Here is a 17,537-nt window from a genome sequence, read left to right as displayed (position 1 = left end):
CTCACGCTACTCTCCCGACCGCCTGGCAGACATGGGGCGGGAATCACCCGTGCGAACCCCTCATCGAGCCCATAGGCTCCCGGGCGTGAGCTCGCGTCCCGTCCCCGTCACCGACCCGAACCACCGGCCCGCCCCCGTCACCCACGGGCCCGACGACGTCGCCCTCGTCTTCGAGAGTGGCGGCATGCGCGGGGCCTACACGGCCGGGCTGGTGCGCGTCATGCTGGAGGCCGGGCTCTCCTTCCCCTGGGTCGGCGGCATCTCCGCCGGTTGCACGAACACCTGCAACTTCGTCTCCCGGGACACCTGGCGCACCCGCGAGGCCTACCTGGGACTGACCACCGACCCCAAGGCCGGCGGCTGGGGCAGCTTCGTCACCGGCAAGGGCTACTTCAACTCCGAGCACATCTACCTGCACACCTCCGCGCCGGACGAGTCCATCCCCTTCGACTGGGACACCTTCACCGCCTCGCCCGCCACCGTTCGCCTGGGCGCCTTCCGCTGCGACACCGGCGAGGAGGTCTACTGGGGACTGGAGGACATGCCCACCATGGCTGACCTGCTGGTGCGCGCCCGGGCCTCGTCGTCGATGCCGGTGCTCATGCCCATGGTCGAGGTCGACGGCGCCCCCTACGTGGACGGAGCCGTGGGGCCCACCGGAGGATTCGCCGTCGACGCCGCCCGCGCCGACGGCTACGACAAGCTCCTCGTGGTCATGACCCGCCCCGAGGGATACCGCAAACCGCCCATGCGACGCCACGAGGTCGAGGTCCTTCAGCGGCTCTACCCGCGTTACCCGGCTCTCGTCCAGGCCGTCATCGACCGGCCCGAGAACTACAACCGCACCGTCGACGAGCTCGAGGAGCTGCGCAGCCAGGGGCGCGTCTACCTCTTCCGGCCCGAGCGCATGCCCATCGCCAACGGCGAGCTGCGCTACGACCGCATCGTCACCGCCTTCGAGGCCGGCCTGGCCCAGGCCCGCCGCGAGCTGCCCGCCATCGAGGCCTTCCTCGCGAGCTGAGCTCAGTGCGGCAGGGCGACGCCGTAGCGGGCGATGTCCTGGCCGGCGTCGAAACCGAAGGTGGTGATCGGCGGTACCGGTCGGCCGCCGTCGAGGGCCCCGGCCAGGAGCCCCAGGACATAGCGCTCATGGGGCGGGACCGGATCGGGCAGGTCGGCCAGCGGGAACCAGCGCAGCCCGGCGTTCTTGGCCGGCTCGCGCACGGCCGGGGCTCCGACCCAGGTGCGCAGCGTGAAGAACAGGTCGACGCGCTGCTCCAGGGCCGCGCCGCCGAGGTCGTTGGTGCGGTGCATCGCCGTCAGCGGGGCGAGGTCCTCGGCGGCCGCGCGAACTCCCAGCTCCTCGCGGGTCTCGCGCAGGGCCGTTTCGACGACGCTCTCGGCGGCCTCGACGTGGCCCGAGGCGCCGCAGGCCCAGTGCCCGTCCATGTACCCGGTGCCGCGCCGCAGCTGGAGGAGCACCTGGGTCGTGGCGCTCGCCGATCCGCTCGCCGATCCGTTCACCATCCCTGACCGGGCGGCCGGGGCGGCGGGGGAGGGGCGCAGGAGGTAGACGTAGGCGGCGGGAACGAGGGTGAAGGAGTGGACGGCCATGGCGGCCACCGTAGACCAGGTGGGACCGAGGGCGGACCATGCTCGGGCGGGGGAGTGGCTCCGAGGGGACGCCGGCCGGGATACCGGTGGTGAGAATTCATGAAACCATCAGGAAATTAGGCGATGCTCCCCCACAGTCAGTCATCAATGGCCGTCCGTGGAGGCCCTGCAGCGCGCCCGTCGCGGGATCGCCGCGATTCGCTTCGCGGTAACTTCGCGGTAACGCTGCCGGTTCGGCGTCGGGCAACTAGGCTTCTACCTGGGGTGATGGGGGACTGCGGGGCCAGCCCGTGAACCCGACGTCACTGCCGATCGTCAGCCGTCGACACGATCAATGATGACCGATGCCGACCCGAGCATGACCGACACCCCATTGATGACGCCGCCTGAGGAGGACCCGATGCAGACCAGCCTTACTCGGCTCACGGCCGACGACGGAACGCGTCTGGTCGTGCACATCTGGCTGCCCGAGTGGCTCATCGACGGCTCCCTGCTGGTGGCCGACGCCCCCGAGGACGGCACGGGGGTCCGCACCATGGTGACGCCGCACCCGCAGATGACCGGCGCCGCCCGCCCCCGGGGCATCATCCTCATCTCCCACGGCATGGCCGAGCACGCCTCGCGCTACGCCCGCTTCGCCGCCTCAGCGGTGGAGGAGGGCTACGCGGTCCTGGCTGAGGACCACCGCGGTCACGGCGCCACCGCCGCCCCCGACGGCTTCGGCTTCGTCGCCGAGCAGGATGGCTGGGACACGGTCGTGGCCGACATGGGTACCGTCCTCGACGCGGCCCGGCGGGCCTGGCCCGGCATCCCCGTCTTCCTCATGGGCCACTCCTGGGGGTCCTTCCTGGCCCGGGACCTGGCCGCGCGCCGTGGCGGAGAGCTGGCCGGCCTCATCCTGCTGGGGACCGGTGCGGGGACCGGTGCTCTGACACGGCCCGCGACGGCGATCTGCGCCGGGGAGTCCCGGCTGCGGGGCCCGCGCCACCCCTCCCGGCTGCTCAATGCGCTCGCCTTCGGCCCCTACCAGCGCCACTTCGCCCCCAACCGCACCGAGGCCGACTGGATCAGCCGCGACACCAAGGAGGTCGACCGCTACGTGGCCGACCCCTGGTGCGGATTCGTGTGCGCCTCGAGCTTCTTCCACGACCTCGTGGCCGGGCAGGGCGCCGTCAACACGGTCTCGCATGCTGCCGCGGTACCCGCGGGGCTGCCCATGCTCCTGGCCTCCGGCGACCGGGACCCGGTCGGCGCCATGGGGCGGGGCGTCCAGCGGGCCGCCACCCTCTACCGCCGCGCCGGCGTGCGGGAGGTCTCCGTCATCCTCTACCCGGGCGGCCGCCACGAGCTCCTCAACGAGACCAACCGGGACCAGGTCACCGGCGACATCCTCACCTGGATCGACGGGCACCTGTGACAACTGTGAAAACCACCGATCAATCGCGGTTGCACGGCCAGAAGAACCCTCATTGGTTGTAGGTATCCTACAAACGACGGTGTGACGCTTCAGCAGGATCCGGTCGTTCGTGACGCCGGCGCTACCCGTAGGGTTGAGCCATGGTCACAAAACCCTCCACTCCTGCTGCCGACGGCGTCGCCCTCAGCCCCGCGCTCGCCCGCGTCCGTGAGGCGGGCCTGGTCCTGGCCGGTACCGTCGCCCTGATCCTCGTCGGACAGATCGCCATCCCCCTGCCCTTCACCCCCGTGCCGATCAGCATGGGCACCTTCGCCGCCCTGGGCGTCGGCGCCGTCCTCGGCTCGCGCCGCGGCGCCCTGTCCGCGCTGCTCCTCGGGGTCCTGGCCGCCGTCGGCGCCCCGGTCCTGGCCGGCTGGAGCGGCGGCGTCGTGGCCACCTTCGGCTACGTCGTCGGCTACATCCTCATCGCCGCCATCGCCGGGCGCGCCACCGCCGTGTGGTCGCGCCGCTCCGGGTCGACGGTCTCCCGAGTCGCCACCGGCGTCGCCCTCATGCTGCTGGCCTCCGCCTCGGTGTACGTGCCCGGCGTCGTCTGGCTGAAGATCGCCACCGGCGCCAGCTGGAGCGCCGCCCTGAGCATGGGACTGGTCCCCTTCATCGTGGGTGACGTCCTCAAGTCCCTGGTCGCCACCGGCCTGCTGCCTGTGGGTGGCAGGCTGCGCTGACGGCCTCGCGCCGGCCCCGTAGCGGTCCCAACCCCGATCCACCTTATAGGTCCGGTCCTTCGCGTGCCCCGCCGAGCCCCCGCTCGGCGGGGCACGCGGGCCTTAAGGCTCGGATCGGGGCAGGTCGGCGCGGGTTAGAGTGCCGGTATGAGTCAGCCCGAAAGGCGGGCCCTACCGGTTTTGTCCGTCATGGACATGGTCCCCGTCAGCGCCGGTCGCAGCCGCTCCGACGCCCTCAACGACATGATCGCCCTCGCTCGAGCCGCCGACGCCGCCGGCTACGAGCGCTACTGGCTGGCCGAGCACCACGGCTCCACCACCTACCTGTCATCGGCCACCATCGTCCTCATGGGACAGGTCCTGGCCGCCACCGAACGCCTCGGTGCCGCCTCCGGCGGGATCATGCTGCCCAACCACGCCCCGCTCGTCGTCGCCGAGCAGATCGGCACCCTGGCCACCCTCTACCCCGGCCGGGTCGACCTGGGGCTGGGGCGCGCCCCGGGCACGGACCGGCGCACGGCCGCCGCACTGCGCCGAGGAGCCTCCGATCCCCGCCGCTTCGCCGAGGAGATCCTCGAGATCCTCACCTACCTGGGCGACGAGCCCGCCCCGGAGCCCCACCTGGTCCCCGGCTCCCTCCTCCTGGGGGCCGCCGCCGCTCCCGACGACGCGCTCCAGGGCGGCGGGGCCGACGGTCCCCGGGTGAGGGCCATTCCGGGCGAGGGCACCCACCCTGGCGTGTGGGTGCTCGGCTCCTCGGTCAACGGGGCCCGCGTCGCCGGACGGCTCGCACTGCCCTTCGCCGTCGCCTCGCACTTCGCCCCGGTCCAGGCTGAGGCGGCGATCGCCACCTACCGCTCCGTCGTCGAGTCCCGGGGGGAGGGGGATCGGGGGACTCAGGCCGCTGCGCGGGTCGCGGCCGCTGTCAACGTCATGGTGGCCCCCAGTGACGACGAGGCCCGCCTCCTGTTCAGCACCGCCATGGCCGCTGCCGCCCGCATCGTCGGCAACCGCCCCGGCCCCCTCGACCCGCCCACGGCCGACCCGAACGCCTGGCGGGCCTATGCGCCGGGCAGGGAGGCGGCCGTTGAGTCCGCCATGTCCCTGTCCTTCGTGGGAACGGCCGACGACGTCGCCGCCCGCCTGCGCGAGCAGGCCGACCGCTGGGACCTCGACGAGATCCTTGTGGTCACCTACGCCCACGACCCGGCCCTGAGGCGACGCTCCTACGAGCTGCTCGCCCAGGCCTGGCACGCCTGAGCAGGTCATTTTTCCGTATTCTCCTACATGTGACCAACGTGTCGACTCTGTTTCCTGGTTGGACGTAGGATCTCCGCTCATGGGCGGAGCCCGAGCGTCCTGCGCGCCTCCATCCCCATATCCCAATGACGGTCCTCGTCAGTTCCATGCCCCATGGAGGTCGCATGAACCACGCTCTGACAGTGTCGCGCCGCAGCTTTGGACTCGGCGCGGCCGCCTTCGGCCTGCTCCTTGCCTCAGGATGCTCGCGCGGATCGAGTTCGAGTGGAGGTGGCCTGGGCAGCGGCAGCGGCAAGCTGACCCTGGCCTACAACTCCGACGGCCCGCACAAGACCTGGGCCGAGGCGGTGTGCCACTCGGTCTCCAACGTCCTGGGCATCACGATGGAGCCCCTGCCGGTGGCCCAGTTCTCCGAGATGCGCTCGGCCATCACCGAGCACACCCTCCTGGGCGTCTTCCGCTCCGGCTGGTCGGCCGACTACCCCTCGCTGGAGAACTTCCTCAACGCCACCTTCCAGACCGGCGCCAGCGCCAACGACACCCAGTACTCCTCGAAGACCTTCGACGACCTGCTGGCCCAGGCTGCGGCCGCCACCGATCCCGAGACCGCCTACGGGTACTTCCGTCAGGCCCAGACCCAGCTCTTCGCCGACCTGCCCGGCATCCCGCTGTGGTACCAGAACGGGTTCGGCGGGTACTCCCGCAACGCCTCCAACGTCGACTTCAACTGGACCGGCACCCCGGTCTACGAGGAGGCCAGCTCCAGCGCCAACGGCGGTGTCATCCTGTCCAACCTCGCCGAGCCGCAGAACTCCCTGCTGCCCACCAACACCAACGAGTCCAACGGCGGCCGGATCCTCGACCTGGTCTTCGCCGGACTGGTCCGCTATGACAAGGACGGCAACGTCATCAACGAGGTCGCCTCCTCCATCGAGACCACGGACAACCAGCACTACACGATCACCCTCAAGCCGGGCTGGACCTTCTCCGACGGAAGCCCGGTGACCGCCGACTCCTTCATCAAGGCCTGGAAGTTCGGAGCCCTGCTGTCCAACGCCCAGCTCGGCTCCTCCTTCTTCGAGCGGATCAAGGGCTTCTCCTACGACGAGGACTCCGAGCTGACCGGACTGGCCAAGGTGGATGACCTCACCTTCACGGTCGAGCTGACCGCTCCGGCGTCGGACTTCAAGATCAGCCTGGGCCACTACGCCTATGGCGGTCTTTAATCAAGCTTTTCTTGGGTTGGTGTGATGGGTAGGTGCTCGAAGTCGTAGTCGAAGGTGCGGCTGGTGATGTAGCTGGTGAATGCGGTGTAGGTTTCCTCGGGGTTGTCTCGTTGTATGTTTGAGATGTTCTTCTTGGCGGTGTTCCAGACGTGCTCTATTGGGTTGTGGTCGGGCGCGTAAGGAGGTAGGTAGATCGGCCTGACGCGCTCCAGGGCCTGGCCGGGCTCATACAGGTCAGTGACCGCCTTGGCGTGGTGGAAGCCGGCGTTGTCAAGAACAACAGCGATCTTGTCGTTTGCCGTCTCGCGTACCAGACGGGCCAGGGCCAGGGTGACCTGCTCGGCGTTCTGGTTGCCCTCGATGGGGTAGACGCGCACCTGCTTGCTGGTCAGGCTCAGGGCGCCGAAGAAAGACTGGGCCGAGCGTTCTCGGTCGACATAGATCTTGGTCCGACGGCCGGTGGGCAGCCACATACGCCGGGTGACGGCCTCGTGCTCGACGCGCACCTCGTCGACGGTGTAGACCTCCCAGCCCCGGGCCAGCAGGTCGGCGACCTCCTGACGGACCTGGTCCATTCGCTCGGTGACGGCGGCCTCGTCGCGGCGCTTGTCGAAGGGGTCGGGCAGCTTGAAGCTCATCCCCACGAAGCGCAGGAGCAGCTGGTAGGAGGAGTCTGAGGCGTACTCCACGCCGAACTTGATCCGCACCACGTCACGCAGGGCCGGTACGTCCCAGAAGTCCGCCCTGATCCCGCTCTGGGCCGGTGGCCTACTCAGGATCCGCTTGAGCTGCTCCTTGTGGGCGCGGGTGAGCTTGGCGGCGTTCTCGTTGCCGGCGTGCCCAGTGACAACCGAGTGCAACCTGGAGCACCGCCAGCGGCGCAGCCAGTTGCTCACCGTCCTGCGGCTGCGGCCGACCATCTCAGCGATAACACCCGTGCCGACACCACGAGAGGCATACAAAATGGCCTCAGCCTTTAAACGCACCAGGACGAACGAGTCACCGCGTTTCTTCCACGCCAGAAGAACATCCCGCTCCTCCGCAGTCACATCAACAACCACACACACATTCTATATCGATACCCCCAAAACCACCCGACAACACAACCCCAGAAGGAAACTTTGTTTAATGCCGGCCATACTACCCGATGCCCGAGTCGGCCTTCGCCGACACCAAGGCCTACGGGGCCAAGCCCGTGGGCAACGGTCCCTACCGGCTCGTCTCCTGGGACCACGACAGCCGGATCGTCCTGGAGCCGAACCCCGCCTACGCCGGCGGGCGCACCGTGGCCAACCAGGGCATTACCTTCAAGCTGTACACGAGCTATGACTCGGTCTACAACGACCTGCTGGCTGACGTCCTCGACATCACCGACTCCATCCCCGACGCCTTCCTGCCCACCTTCCGCGAGCAGCTCCAGGGCCGCGCCGTCAACAAGCCCGCCGCCTACTTCCAGGGACTGGCCATCGACGTCACCCACGAGCACTGGAAGATGGACGAGGAGGGCCGCGCCCGCCGCGCCGCCATCTGCCGGGCCATCGACCGCAACCTCATCTGCGAGAAGCTCTACTACGGCACGCGTACACCGGCCAAGGACTTCACCGCCCCCACCGTCGAGGGCTGGACCGCCGAGGTGCCGGGCAACGAGGTCCTCACCTACGACCCCGACGAGGCCCGGCGCCTGTGGGCGCAGGCCGAGGCCATCTCAAAGTTCTGATCGGGAGGAAGAAGTAGACATGCTTCGCTACGTCGCACGCAGGCTGCTGCAGATGGTCCCGGTGTTCTTCGGGGCCACGCTGCTCATCTACGCGATGGTCTTCGCCCTGCCGGGCGACCCCATCGCCGCGCTCGGGGGCCAGCGCTCGCTCAGCCCCGAGGTGATCGAGCAGATCAGGGCCAGCTACCACCTCGACAAGCCCTTCATCGTGCAGTACCTGCTCTACCTCAAGGGACTGCTCACCCTGGACCTGGGCCAGTCGCTGCGCGGAACCGAGTCCGTCCTGGACGTGCTGGTGCGGGCCTACCCGATCACCATCAAGCTCTCCCTCATGGCCCTGGCCTTCGAGGCCGTCGCGGGCATCGGCTTCGGCCTCATCGCCGGGGTGCGCAAGGGCGGCTGGTTCGACGCCACCGTCCTGGTGCTCTCCCTCGTGGTCATCGCCGTGCCCACCTTCGTCATCGGCTTCGTCCTGCAGTTCATCATCGGGGTCCGCCTGGGGTGGCTGCCCGTGACCGCCGGCGAGAGCCCCGGCTTCACCGAGCTCCTCATGCCGGCCATGGTGCTGGGCGCCGTCTCCTTCGCCTACGTGCTGCGCCTGACCCGCACCGAGGTCGCCGAGAACCTCACCGCCGACCACGTGCGCACCGCCCGCGCCAAGGGCCTGAGCGGGGCCCGCGTCATGATCGTCCACGTCCTGCGCAACTCCCTGGTCCCGGTGGTCACCTTCCTGGGCGCCGACCTGGGCGCCCTCATGGGTGGTGCCATCGTCACCGAGGGCATCTTCAACATCAAGGGCGTGGGAGGCACCCTCTACTCCGCCATCATCCGCGGCGACGGTCCCATGGTCGTGTCCTTCACGACCGTGCTCGTGCTCGTCTTCATCATCTCCAACCTCCTGGTGGACCTGCTCTACGCCGCCCTGGACCCGAGGATCCGCTATGCCTGAGAACATCACGTCCCCCACCACGCGCCCGGGGCAGGAGCGCTTCGTCAGCCAGGACGACGAGCTCGGCCTGGGCGCCGTCGACGCCGTCGCCGACGAGTCCGCCCCCGCCTCCGTCTGGCTCGACGCCTGGAGGCAGCTGCGCCGTCGCCCCATCTTCTGGGCGGCCTCACTGCTCATCGCCGTCGCCGTGCTGTTCTCGCTGGTCCCCGGCCTCATCGCCCCGCGGGACCCCGGGTACTGCACGCTGGTCAACTCCTACCAGGGCCCCTCCTGGGCCCACCCCTTCGGCTTCGACATCCAGGGCTGCGACATCTTCGCCCGCACCGTCCACGGCGCCCGGGCCTCGGTGAGCGTCGGTATCTTCACCACCCTCATCGTGGTCCTCGTCGGCTCGGCCGTCGGGGCGCTGGCCGGGTTCTTCGGCGGGATCTTCGACGCCCTGCTCTCGCGCGTCACCGACATCTTCTTCGCCGTGCCCTTCGTCCTGGCGGCCATCGTCGTCATGCAGATGTTCCGCAACGACCGCTCGATCCTCACCGTCATCCTGGTCCTGGCCCTGTTCGGCTGGCCCCAGATCGCCCGCATCACGCGAGGCTCGGTCATGAGCGTCAAGAACGAGGACTACGTGACCGCCTCCCGGGCCCTGGGCTCGGGGCGCATGGCCATGCTGCTGCGCCACGTCATGCCCAACGCGGCCGCCCCCATCATCGTGACCGCCACCGTCGAGCTCGGCGTCTTCATCGTCTCGGAGGCCACCTTGAGCTTCCTGGGCATCGGACTGCCCGCATCGGTCGTCTCCTGGGGCGCGGACATCGCGGCCGCCAAGGACGCCCTCAACAGCCACCCGAGCGTCCTGCTCTTCCCCGCCGGCGCACTGGCCCTGACCGTGCTCGGCTTCATCATGCTCGGCGACGTCGTCCGCGACGCCCTGGACCCGAAGGCCCGCAAGTGACACCGACCAACGCATCCTCATCGATCAGCACCCAGGCCAGCGCCCCGGCCCGCTCTGACAAGGGCTTCACCCCCGCGGCCTCCTGGGACGCGGCGAGCGACCCGCTCCTGGAGATCACCGACCTGGAGGTCGCCTTCCGCTCCTCGACCGGACTCGTCCCGGCCGTGCGCAAGGCCGGCCTGACCCTCTACCCCGGACAGTCCGTCGCCATCGTGGGGGAGTCCGGCTCCGGCAAGTCCACCATGGCCCACGCCGTCATCGGACTGCTTCCCGGAACCGGCCGGGTCACCGGCGGCACGATCCGCTTCCAGGGGCGCGACATCACCCACCTGAGCCCCCAGGAACTCACTGCCCTGCGCGGCTCCTCCATCGGCCTGGTGCCCCAGGACCCCATGTCCAACCTCAACCCCGTGTGGTCCATCGGCTTCCAGGTCAAGGAGGCGCTGAGGGCCAACGGCCTGGCCGGCGTCGCCGACGACCGCCTCGCCCACCTCATCGCCGAGCACACTGAGCACGCCGACGAAGCCGGGAAAGACACCGAGAAACCGGCCCCGTCCGTCGGCGGGCGCATCGACGTCGACGAGCAGGTGGCCCTCCTGCTGGAGCAGGCGGGCCTTCCCGAGGCCTCCAGACGGGCCAAGCAGTACCCCCACGAGTTCTCCGGCGGCATGCGCCAGCGCGCCCTCATCGCCATCGGACTGGCCGCCCGCCCCGACCTGCTCATCGCCGATGAGCCCACCAGCGCCCTGGACGTCACCGTCCAGCGGCGCATCCTCGACCACCTCCAGACCCTCGTGCGCGAGCTGGGCACCGCGATGCTCTTCATCACCCACGACCTGGGGCTGGCCGCCGAGCGTGCCGAGCACATCGTCGTCATGCACCGCGGCCGCGTCGTGGAGTCCGGGCCGAGCCTCGAGGTCCTCCAGGACCCCCGCCACCCCTACACCCAGCGCCTGGTCAAGGCCGCCCCCTCCCTGGCCTCCCGCCGCATCGAGTCCGCCCACGCCCGCGGCATCCAGGTCACCGACGACGAGCTCCTGGGCGCCAGCCTCGGGGCGACCTCCACCGAGGAGATCCTGCGCGTGGAGCACCTCACCAAGGTCTTCGAGGTCCGCGGAGCCAAGGGCAACGACAAGACCCTCACCGCCGTCGACGACGTCACCTTCGGCATCCGCAAGGGCACGACGACGGCGCTCGTGGGCGAGTCCGGGTCCGGCAAGTCCACGGTCGCCAACATCATCCTCAACCTCATCGACCCCACCTCCGGCAAGGTGTTCCACGACGGGGTCGACCTGTCCACCCTGGGACCCAAGGAGCTCTTCGCCCTGCGGCGCATCATGCAGCCGGTCTTCCAGAACCCCTACGGCTCCCTGGACCCGATGTACTCGATCTTCCGCGTCGTCGAGGAGCCGCTGCGGGTTCACCGGATCGGCACCGCCAAGGAGCGCGAGGAGCGCGTCGCCGAGCTGCTCGACATGGTCTCCCTGCCGCGCTCGGTCATGCGGCGCTACCCCCACGAGCTCTCCGGCGGTCAGCGCCAGCGCGTCGCCATCGCCCGCGCCCTGGCCCTCAAGCCGGAGATCGTCGTCCTCGACGAGGCGGTCTCTGCCCTCGACGTGCTGGTCCAGGCCCAGATCCTGCGCCTGCTGTCCGAGCTGCAGTCCGAGCTGGAGCTGACCTACCTGTTCATCACCCACGACCTGGCCGTCGTGCGCCAGATCGCCGACGACGTCGTCGTCATGGAGCACGGCCGGATCGTCGAGGCCGGGGCGGCCGACGAGCTCTTCGCCTCGCCGCGCCAGGACTACACCCGCGAGCTCATCCGGGCCGTGCCCGGTGCGGGCATCGACCTCTACGGCGACGAGGCGGCGGACAAGGCGGCGGAGGTGTGAACGGCGGGCATGATGCGCCCGTGCCCACTGTCGCACCCACCGTCGTCATCCGCTCCCTGCCGGCCCGCCTCGGGACCGCCCTCATCGCCGTCGCCTCGCCGGCGATGGCCCTGACGATCGGGCTCGCCGACGGCCCCGCCCGCGGCCTGAGCGCCCTGGTCTGGGCGAGCCTGCTGTCCTTCCTCACCTGGCTGCTGTGGTGGGCGCCGCAGATCACCCTGAGCCCTCAGGCCCTCGTCATCCGCAACGCCTGGCGCACCCACGTGCTGGGCTGGGACGAGGTCGAGATGTGCCGCACCCGCTGGGGACTTTCCGTCATCACGTCCGATGACGTGGAGGTCAGAGCCTCGGCCGCACCCCGCCGCGGTGGGATGGCCGAGGCCTTCCGACGCCGCCAGATGCTGCGCGAGCAGCAGGAGCGACACGACGGGCTTCGGGGCTCCGAGACGGTTCCGGCCGCAGTGGTGCGCCCGGAGTACCTGACGGGGGAGGGGAACCACCGCACCAACCTCGACGCCGGCGACGCCGGGGCCCTCATCACCGCCTATGCCGAGCAGGTGCGCAGCCAACGTGGCGACCCTGCGGATGCGGCGGCTGACGCAGCGGCAGGCGCGGCGGCCGACACGGTGGCCGGCGTGACCAGCAGCCTCAACCGGCTGGTCGCCGTCGTCGCCGGAGTGCTCGCCGTCGCGATCGTGGCTGTCACGGTGCTCCTGTGACGGATCCTGTGACCTGACGCGCCGGTGACGTGAGCGTGAGTGGGCGCACAGGCGAGGTGTTGGCCCAACCATGGCAGGTCAGGACCGGCGTCCTCTAATCTTTCCCTGTTTCATGCCCCTGGTGGCCGATGCCGTGAGCGGCGTTCGGCCCACGGCGTCCCCCACCGGAAGAAGTGCCCCCTATGAGCGTGCGCCAGGACCTGCGTAACGTCGCCATCGTCGCCCACGTCGATCACGGCAAGACCACTCTTGTCGACGCCATGCTCTGGGAGGCGGGCGCCTTCGGGGCCCGGGCCACCGAGGAGAACACGGCCGAGCGCGTCATGGACTCCGGCGAGCTGGAGCGCGAGAAGGGCATCACGATCCTCGCCAAGAACACCGCCGTCCACTACGCGGGGCCCGCCGCCGTGGACGCCGGCTGCCCCGAGGGCATCACCATCAACGTCATCGACACCCCCGGGCACGCCGACTTCGGCGGCGAGGTCGAGCGCGGGCTGTCCATGGTCGACGGCGTCGTCCTCCTCGTCGACGCCTCCGAGGGACCCCTGCCCCAGACCCGCTTCGTGCTGCGCAAGGCCCTGGCCGCGAACCTGCCGGTCATCCTCGTGGTCAACAAGGTGGACCGTCCCGACTCCCGGCTCGACGAGGTCGTGGCCGAGTCCACCGACCTGCTGCTGTCCCTGGCCAGCGACCTGGCTGACGAGCACCCCGACATCGACCTCGACGCCGTCCTGGACGTGCCCGTCATCTACGCCTCCGCCAAGGCCCGCCGCGCCGACACCGAGGCCCCCGCCGACGGCGAGCTGCCGGCCAGCGAGAACCTGGAACCGCTCTTCCGCACCATCATCGAGCGGATCCCCGGCCCCTCTTACGAGGAGGGCGCGCCCCTGCAGGCACACGTCACCAACCTGGACGCCTCACCCTTCCTGGGGCGCCTGGCGCTGCTGCGCATCCACAACGGCACCCTGCGCAAGGGCCAGGCGGTGGCCTGGGCCCGCCACGACGGCTCGCTCGCCTCGGCCCGCGTCTCCGAGCTCCTCGTCACCGAGGGCCTGGACCGCAAGCCGGCCGAGGAGGCGCACGCCGGTGACATCGTCGCCGTCGCCGGGATCGAGGACATCACCATCGGCGAGTCCCTCGTGGACCCCGAGGACCCGCGCCCGCTGCCGCTCATCACCGTGGACGACCCGGCCATCGCCATGACCATCGGGATCAACACCTCCCCGATGGCCGGGCGCACCAAGGGCGCCAAGGTCACGGCCCGCCAGGTCAAGGACCGCCTGGACCGCGAGCTCATCGGCAACGTGTCTCTGCGGGTCCTGCCCACCTCCCGCCCCGACGCCTGGGAGGTTCAGGGACGCGGGGAGCTGGCGCTGGCGATCCTCGTGGAGCAGATGCGCCGCGAGGGCTTCGAGCTGACCGTCGGCAAGCCGCAGGTGGTCACCCGCACCATCGACGGTAAGCGCCACGAGCCCATCGAGCGCATGACCATCGACGTCCCCGAGGAGTACCTGGGCGCCGTCACCCAGCTCATGGCCGCCCGCAAGGGGCAGATGGAGACCATGACGAACCACGGTACCGGCTGGATCCGCATGGAGTTCCTCGTGCCCGCCCGTGGCCTCATCGGCTTCCGCACCCAGTTCCTCACCGATACCCGCGGCACCGGAATCGCCTCCTCCATCGCCGAGGGATACGCCCCCTGGGCCGGTCAGATCGTCTCGCGCACCACCGGCTCCCTGGTCTCCGACCGCGCCGGAGCCGTCACCGCCTACGCGCTCATCCGCCTGCAGGACCGCGGCAGCTTCTTCGTCGAGCCCACCCAGGAGACCTACGAGGGGCAGGTCGTGGGGGAGAACCCCCGCGGCGAGGACATGGACGTCAACGTGGTCCGCGAGAAGCAGCAGACCAACATGCGCTCCTCGACCGCCGACACCTTCGAGGCCCTCGTGCCTCCGCGCCGTCTCACCCTGGAGGAGGCCCTCGAGTTCGCCGCCGACGACGAGTGCGTCGAGGTCACCCCGGACGCCGTGCGCATCCGCAAGGTCATCCTGAACTCCCAGGAGCGCTTCCGTGAGAACGCCCGTCGTCGTCGCGCCGAGGCCTGAGAGGAACCACCACCCATGAGCCAGTCCGTCAACCGCGGGGAGAAGTCTGTCGCTTCCGCCGCCTCTCCCGAGGTCGTGGAATCCGCCGAGCCCGTCAAGCCGGCACATCCGACCGGCGCGGAGCCGACCGCGCAGCCGACCGTGGAACAAGCTGAGGAGCAGACCGACGAGCGGGCCGATGCCGCGGCCCCTCCTGCTGAGACCAGGAGCTCCGACGACACCCCGACCGTCAACCTCGATGATGAGTCCGGGGACTCCGATGACTCCGACGACTCCGATGACTCTGAGGGCGGGCAGGCCGAGGAGTCCGACGACGAGACCCGGGGCGCGCAGCCGACTGCCGAGGGGGCTCGAAGCGTCGCCGAGAGCCCCGCGGGGGAGCCGACGGAGGAGGCGGATCGGGACGCGGACGAGAACCCGGACGCGACCCCGAGTGAGCCCGCGGCTGAGACGCCGGTGACGCAGCCGGCCGGGCCGCAGATGACGGCAGACTCCGGTGGGACGGCTCCCGACAGGATGCCGACCGTTCGGCTGACCGGCTCGCTGGGCCGGCCCGCCGACGGCGCCGAGCCCGAGGCCGAGACTGCGTCGGCGTCGTCGCAGAACGAGGCCTCAGCCGCTGAGCCGGTGGCGACGCCGGCGTCGGTGGACGTCGTCGACGAGGCCGCCACCCCGGCCGAGGCGCTCTCGCCGTACGACCCGACCGGTGCGGATGCTCCGCCCTCTGCCGCCGAGCCCGGTGAGCGCGCCGCATGGAGCCCGCAGTCCGAGGGGATGCCGCCGTCGATCGCGCCGAAGAGCCCGGCAGCCGCAACGCCTTCGTCTGCGCAGTCTCAGTCCGAGCCCCAGCAGGACGCCGCCGTCGTAGCCGATGCTGCCGAGCCCGCCGGGGTCTACCTCGAGCCCACGGGTGAGGCCGCCTTCCCGGCCGCCCTCCCCGAGCCCGCCGCCAAGGCTGAGAAGTCTCAGAAGCCCGATAAGGCTGATAAGGCCGCGACGAAGACCGACAAGGCAGCGGCAGGATCGAGCGCCTCGCGTCGTCGGCGCCTCGTCCCCGCCGCCTGCGCCGCCGGAGCCGCGGCCCTCCTGCTGGCCTGGGGCGGCATCGCCTGGTGGACCACCCAGCACATCGCCTCGGGCACCAGCGTCTCCGGCGTCGACGTCTCCGGCCTCAGCCCCAAGGAGGCACGCGACCGGATCAGCAAGGGCGTGGGCGACCAGCTCGCCCAGCCGGTCACCCTCACGGTGGGGCAGGGCAGCTCCGAGCTCGTGCCCTCCGGCTCGGGCGTCTCGGTGGACACCGACGCCTCGGTCAAGCAGCTCACCGGCTTCACCCTCAACCCCGTCACCCTGGCTCACCGCCTGAGCGGTCAGCGCACCGACGCCGTCATCCGAGTCGATGCCACCACCCTGCGCGGCGCCCTGGAGGACCGGGTCGACACGATGGCCAACGGAGCGGTCTCCGCGACCGTCACCCTGGAGGGCACCAAGCCGGTGACCACGCCCGCGAGCAACGGCGTCGGCCTGGACGTCGACGCCTCGGTCAAGCAGCTCACCGGCTCCTGGCCGCTGGGCGAGCAGACCATCGCCATGCCCGAGGGCACCGCGGTCCCCGCCATCACCGACGAGGAGGCCACGGCCTTCGTGAACGGCACGCTCACCCCGCTGCTCGCCAGCGGGCTGACCGTCGACGGCGCGGGCGCCGGTGCGCAGGGCCAGAGCGCGGGGGGAGCGGCCGCGGCCTTCTCCCCCCACGACACCGCCGGCATGCTGCGGATCTCCTCCGAGGGAGGTGCCCTGAGCGCCACCTTCGACCCCACCGCCCTGCACGACGCCGTCGTCGCCAGGATCGGCCAGGTCGAGACCCCCGCCCAGAACGCCACCTGGAGGATCGACGGCTCCGCCGCCGGTGCGCCCGGCGCGCGCCCCCAGTACGTCCCCTCCGCCCAGGGCAAGGTCATCGACACCACGGCCCTGTCCGAGAGCCTGCTCAAGGCGGGCACCTCCGCCACCGACGTCGCCGGGAGGACCGTGGCCCTGCCGATGGTCGTCGCCGAGCCGACGGTGACGACGCCGCAGAACGAGTGGGGCATCAGTGAGCCGGTCGGCGAGTTCGCCACCCCCTACAACAGCGGGGACGCGCCGCGCACCCAGAACCTCACCCGCGGCGCCGAGCTCGTCAACAACACCGTCGTCAAGCCCGGCGAGGTCTTCTCCCTGGAGCAGACCCTCGGCGAGGTCGACTACGACCACGGGTTCGCCGACGCCGGCGTCATCTCCAACGGCCAGCACGTCGACTCCCTGGGCGGTGGGCTGAGCCAGGTCGCCACCACCGTCTTCAACGCCGGCTTCGAGGCCGGTATGGATGACACTGAGCACCACGCCCACCAGTACTACTTCGACCGCTACCCGGCCGGGCGTGAGGCGACCCTGTGGACCGGTAGGCTCGACGTGAAGTTCACGAACTCGACCTCCAGCTCGGTGCTGGTCCAGGCCTGGTTGGACGGCGAGCAGATCCATGTGCGCCTGTGGTCCACCAAGTACTACGACGTGTCCATCACCTCCTCGGAACGCTTCAACTTCCGTCCGGTGACCACCGAGCGCAAGTCGGGTCCCGGCTGCGAGCCGTACTCGGGCGGCAACCCCGGCTTCGACATCACCGTCACCCGCACCCGCAAGCACGACGGCAAGGCCCTGCCCGACGACGTGCTCACCACCCAGTACGCCGCGGACAACAACATCGTCTGCTCCTGACGCGGAGGCTCGTGCCTCCGGCCCCGGTGGAGGTGAAGGCCAAGACGTTGAGAGTGACGCTGAGGGTGATTTTGTCCAAATGGGACGACTTTGACGCTGTCTCCGGACGCCTCCGTGAGACGGCAACGCTCTGACCTGCGCAGATGTCAACGGTCCGTGGGATGTCGGATGTCAAAGTCGTCCCTCCTGGACACTTTTCGGTCAACA

General features: G+C 70.2%; 14 protein-coding genes. 12 read left to right on the top strand and 2 right to left on the bottom strand.

The features are described from left to right. Positions 1-31 precede the first annotated feature (31 nt). Positions 32-1,021 (top strand): patatin-like phospholipase family protein, encoded by a 990-nt coding sequence (locus tag EL340_RS08400; RefSeq protein ID WP_408608584.1) that lies wholly within the window; start codon positions 32-34, stop codon positions 1,019-1,021. Between the two features lie 2 nt (positions 1,022-1,023). Here the strand turns inward: EL340_RS08400 and EL340_RS08395 are convergent, their stop codons facing one another. Beyond that, positions 1,024-1,614 carry an NUDIX domain-containing protein gene (locus tag EL340_RS08395; RefSeq protein WP_126414228.1) on the bottom strand — a complete coding sequence of 197 codons (591 nt, stop codon included), beginning with the start codon at positions 1,612-1,614 and terminating at the stop codon, positions 1,024-1,026. Positions 1,615-2,014: 400 nt separating this feature from the next. Between EL340_RS08395 and EL340_RS08390 the strand changes: the two genes are divergently transcribed. The 4 genes from EL340_RS08390 (at position 2,015) to EL340_RS08375 (ending at position 6,242) form a co-directional block, all read left to right on the top strand. Further along, positions 2,015-3,031 (top strand): alpha/beta hydrolase, encoded by a 1,017-nt coding sequence (locus tag EL340_RS08390; protein ID WP_126414227.1) that lies wholly within the window; start codon positions 2,015-2,017, stop codon positions 3,029-3,031. Positions 3,032-3,171: 140 nt separating this feature from the next. Then, on the top strand, positions 3,172-3,756 hold the full coding sequence (locus tag EL340_RS08385; protein ID WP_126414226.1) for a biotin transporter BioY: 585 nt from the start codon (positions 3,172-3,174) through the stop codon (positions 3,754-3,756). A 147-nt stretch (positions 3,757-3,903) separates the two neighbouring features. Further along, positions 3,904-5,016 (top strand): LLM class flavin-dependent oxidoreductase, encoded by a 1,113-nt coding sequence (locus EL340_RS08380; RefSeq protein WP_126414225.1) that lies wholly within the window; start codon positions 3,904-3,906, stop codon positions 5,014-5,016. Positions 5,017-5,180: 164 nt separating this feature from the next. Further along, on the top strand, positions 5,181-6,242 hold the full coding sequence (locus tag EL340_RS08375) for an ABC transporter substrate-binding protein (RefSeq protein WP_232022947.1): 1,062 nt from the start codon (positions 5,181-5,183) through the stop codon (positions 6,240-6,242). On the opposite strand, the gene EL340_RS08370 is transcribed toward EL340_RS08375, so the two are convergent. Then, positions 6,239-7,303 carry an IS630 family transposase gene (locus EL340_RS08370; protein ID WP_126413152.1) on the bottom strand — a complete coding sequence of 355 codons (1,065 nt, stop codon included), beginning with the start codon at positions 7,301-7,303 and terminating at the stop codon, positions 6,239-6,241. The two genes, EL340_RS08375 and EL340_RS08370, sit on opposite strands and share 4 nt — an antisense overlap. A gap of 86 nt (positions 7,304-7,389) precedes the next feature. Between EL340_RS08370 and EL340_RS08365 the strand changes: the two genes are divergently transcribed. The 7 genes from EL340_RS08365 (at position 7,390) to EL340_RS08335 (ending at position 17,330) form a co-directional block, all read left to right on the top strand. Further along, the gene (locus EL340_RS08365) at positions 7,390-7,959 is read left to right on the top strand and encodes an ABC transporter substrate-binding protein (RefSeq protein WP_232022946.1); all 570 of its coding nucleotides are present in this window, start codon (positions 7,390-7,392) and stop codon (positions 7,957-7,959) included. A 19-nt stretch (positions 7,960-7,978) separates the two neighbouring features. Then, the gene (locus EL340_RS08360; protein ID WP_126414224.1) at positions 7,979-8,908 is read left to right on the top strand and encodes an ABC transporter permease; all 930 of its coding nucleotides are present in this window, start codon (positions 7,979-7,981) and stop codon (positions 8,906-8,908) included. Beyond that, complete coding sequence (locus EL340_RS08355; protein WP_126414223.1) at positions 8,901-9,860, top strand: ABC transporter permease; 960 nt, start codon at positions 8,901-8,903, stop codon at positions 9,858-9,860. The genes EL340_RS08360 and EL340_RS08355 overlap by 8 nt, the downstream gene beginning before the upstream one ends. Further along, positions 9,857-11,752 (top strand): dipeptide ABC transporter ATP-binding protein, encoded by a 1,896-nt coding sequence (locus EL340_RS08350; RefSeq protein ID WP_126414222.1) that lies wholly within the window; start codon positions 9,857-9,859, stop codon positions 11,750-11,752. Before EL340_RS08355 ends, EL340_RS08350 begins: the two co-directional genes overlap by 4 nt. 20 nt (positions 11,753-11,772) lie before the next feature. Beyond that, a complete protein-coding gene (locus EL340_RS08345) occupies positions 11,773-12,471 on the top strand; it encodes a hypothetical protein (RefSeq protein ID WP_232022945.1) in 699 nt (232 codons plus the stop codon). A gap of 182 nt (positions 12,472-12,653) precedes the next feature. Further along, on the top strand, positions 12,654-14,576 hold the full coding sequence (typA, locus tag EL340_RS08340; protein WP_126414220.1) for a translational GTPase TypA: 1,923 nt from the start codon (positions 12,654-12,656) through the stop codon (positions 14,574-14,576). 15 nt (positions 14,577-14,591) lie between these two features. Beyond that, on the top strand, positions 14,592-17,330 hold the full coding sequence (locus EL340_RS08335) for a VanW family protein (RefSeq protein ID WP_126414219.1): 2,739 nt from the start codon (positions 14,592-14,594) through the stop codon (positions 17,328-17,330). Positions 17,331-17,537 lie beyond the last annotated feature (207 nt).

Source organism: Actinomyces viscosus (genome assembly GCF_900637975.1).
Classification (GTDB): Bacteria; Actinomycetota; Actinomycetes; order Actinomycetales; family Actinomycetaceae; genus Actinomyces; species Actinomyces viscosus.
Note: the sequence above shows the minus strand (reverse complement) of the source record. Positions and strands in the feature narration are given on the sequence as shown.

Coding starts and splice junctions, on each gene's coding strand:
- EL340_RS08385 (WP_126414226.1), top strand. CDS start 3,172: ATGGTCACAAAACCCTCCACTCCTGCTGCCGACGGCGTCGCCCTCAGC.
- EL340_RS08400 (WP_408608584.1), top strand. CDS start 32: ATGGGGCGGGAATCACCCGTGCGAACCCCTCATCGAGCCCATAGGCTC.
- typA (WP_126414220.1), top strand. CDS start 12,654: ATGAGCGTGCGCCAGGACCTGCGTAACGTCGCCATCGTCGCCCACGTC.
- EL340_RS08365 (WP_232022946.1), top strand. CDS start 7,390: ATGCCCGAGTCGGCCTTCGCCGACACCAAGGCCTACGGGGCCAAGCCC.
- EL340_RS08395 (WP_126414228.1), bottom strand. CDS start 1,614: ATGGCCGTCCACTCCTTCACCCTCGTTCCCGCCGCCTACGTCTACCTC.
- EL340_RS08380 (WP_126414225.1), top strand. CDS start 3,904: ATGAGTCAGCCCGAAAGGCGGGCCCTACCGGTTTTGTCCGTCATGGAC.
- EL340_RS08390 (WP_126414227.1), top strand. CDS start 2,015: ATGCAGACCAGCCTTACTCGGCTCACGGCCGACGACGGAACGCGTCTG.
- EL340_RS08375 (WP_232022947.1), top strand. CDS start 5,181: ATGAACCACGCTCTGACAGTGTCGCGCCGCAGCTTTGGACTCGGCGCG.
- EL340_RS08335 (WP_126414219.1), top strand. CDS start 14,592: ATGAGCCAGTCCGTCAACCGCGGGGAGAAGTCTGTCGCTTCCGCCGCC.
- EL340_RS08355 (WP_126414223.1), top strand. CDS start 8,901: ATGCCTGAGAACATCACGTCCCCCACCACGCGCCCGGGGCAGGAGCGC.
- EL340_RS08360 (WP_126414224.1), top strand. CDS start 7,979: ATGCTTCGCTACGTCGCACGCAGGCTGCTGCAGATGGTCCCGGTGTTC.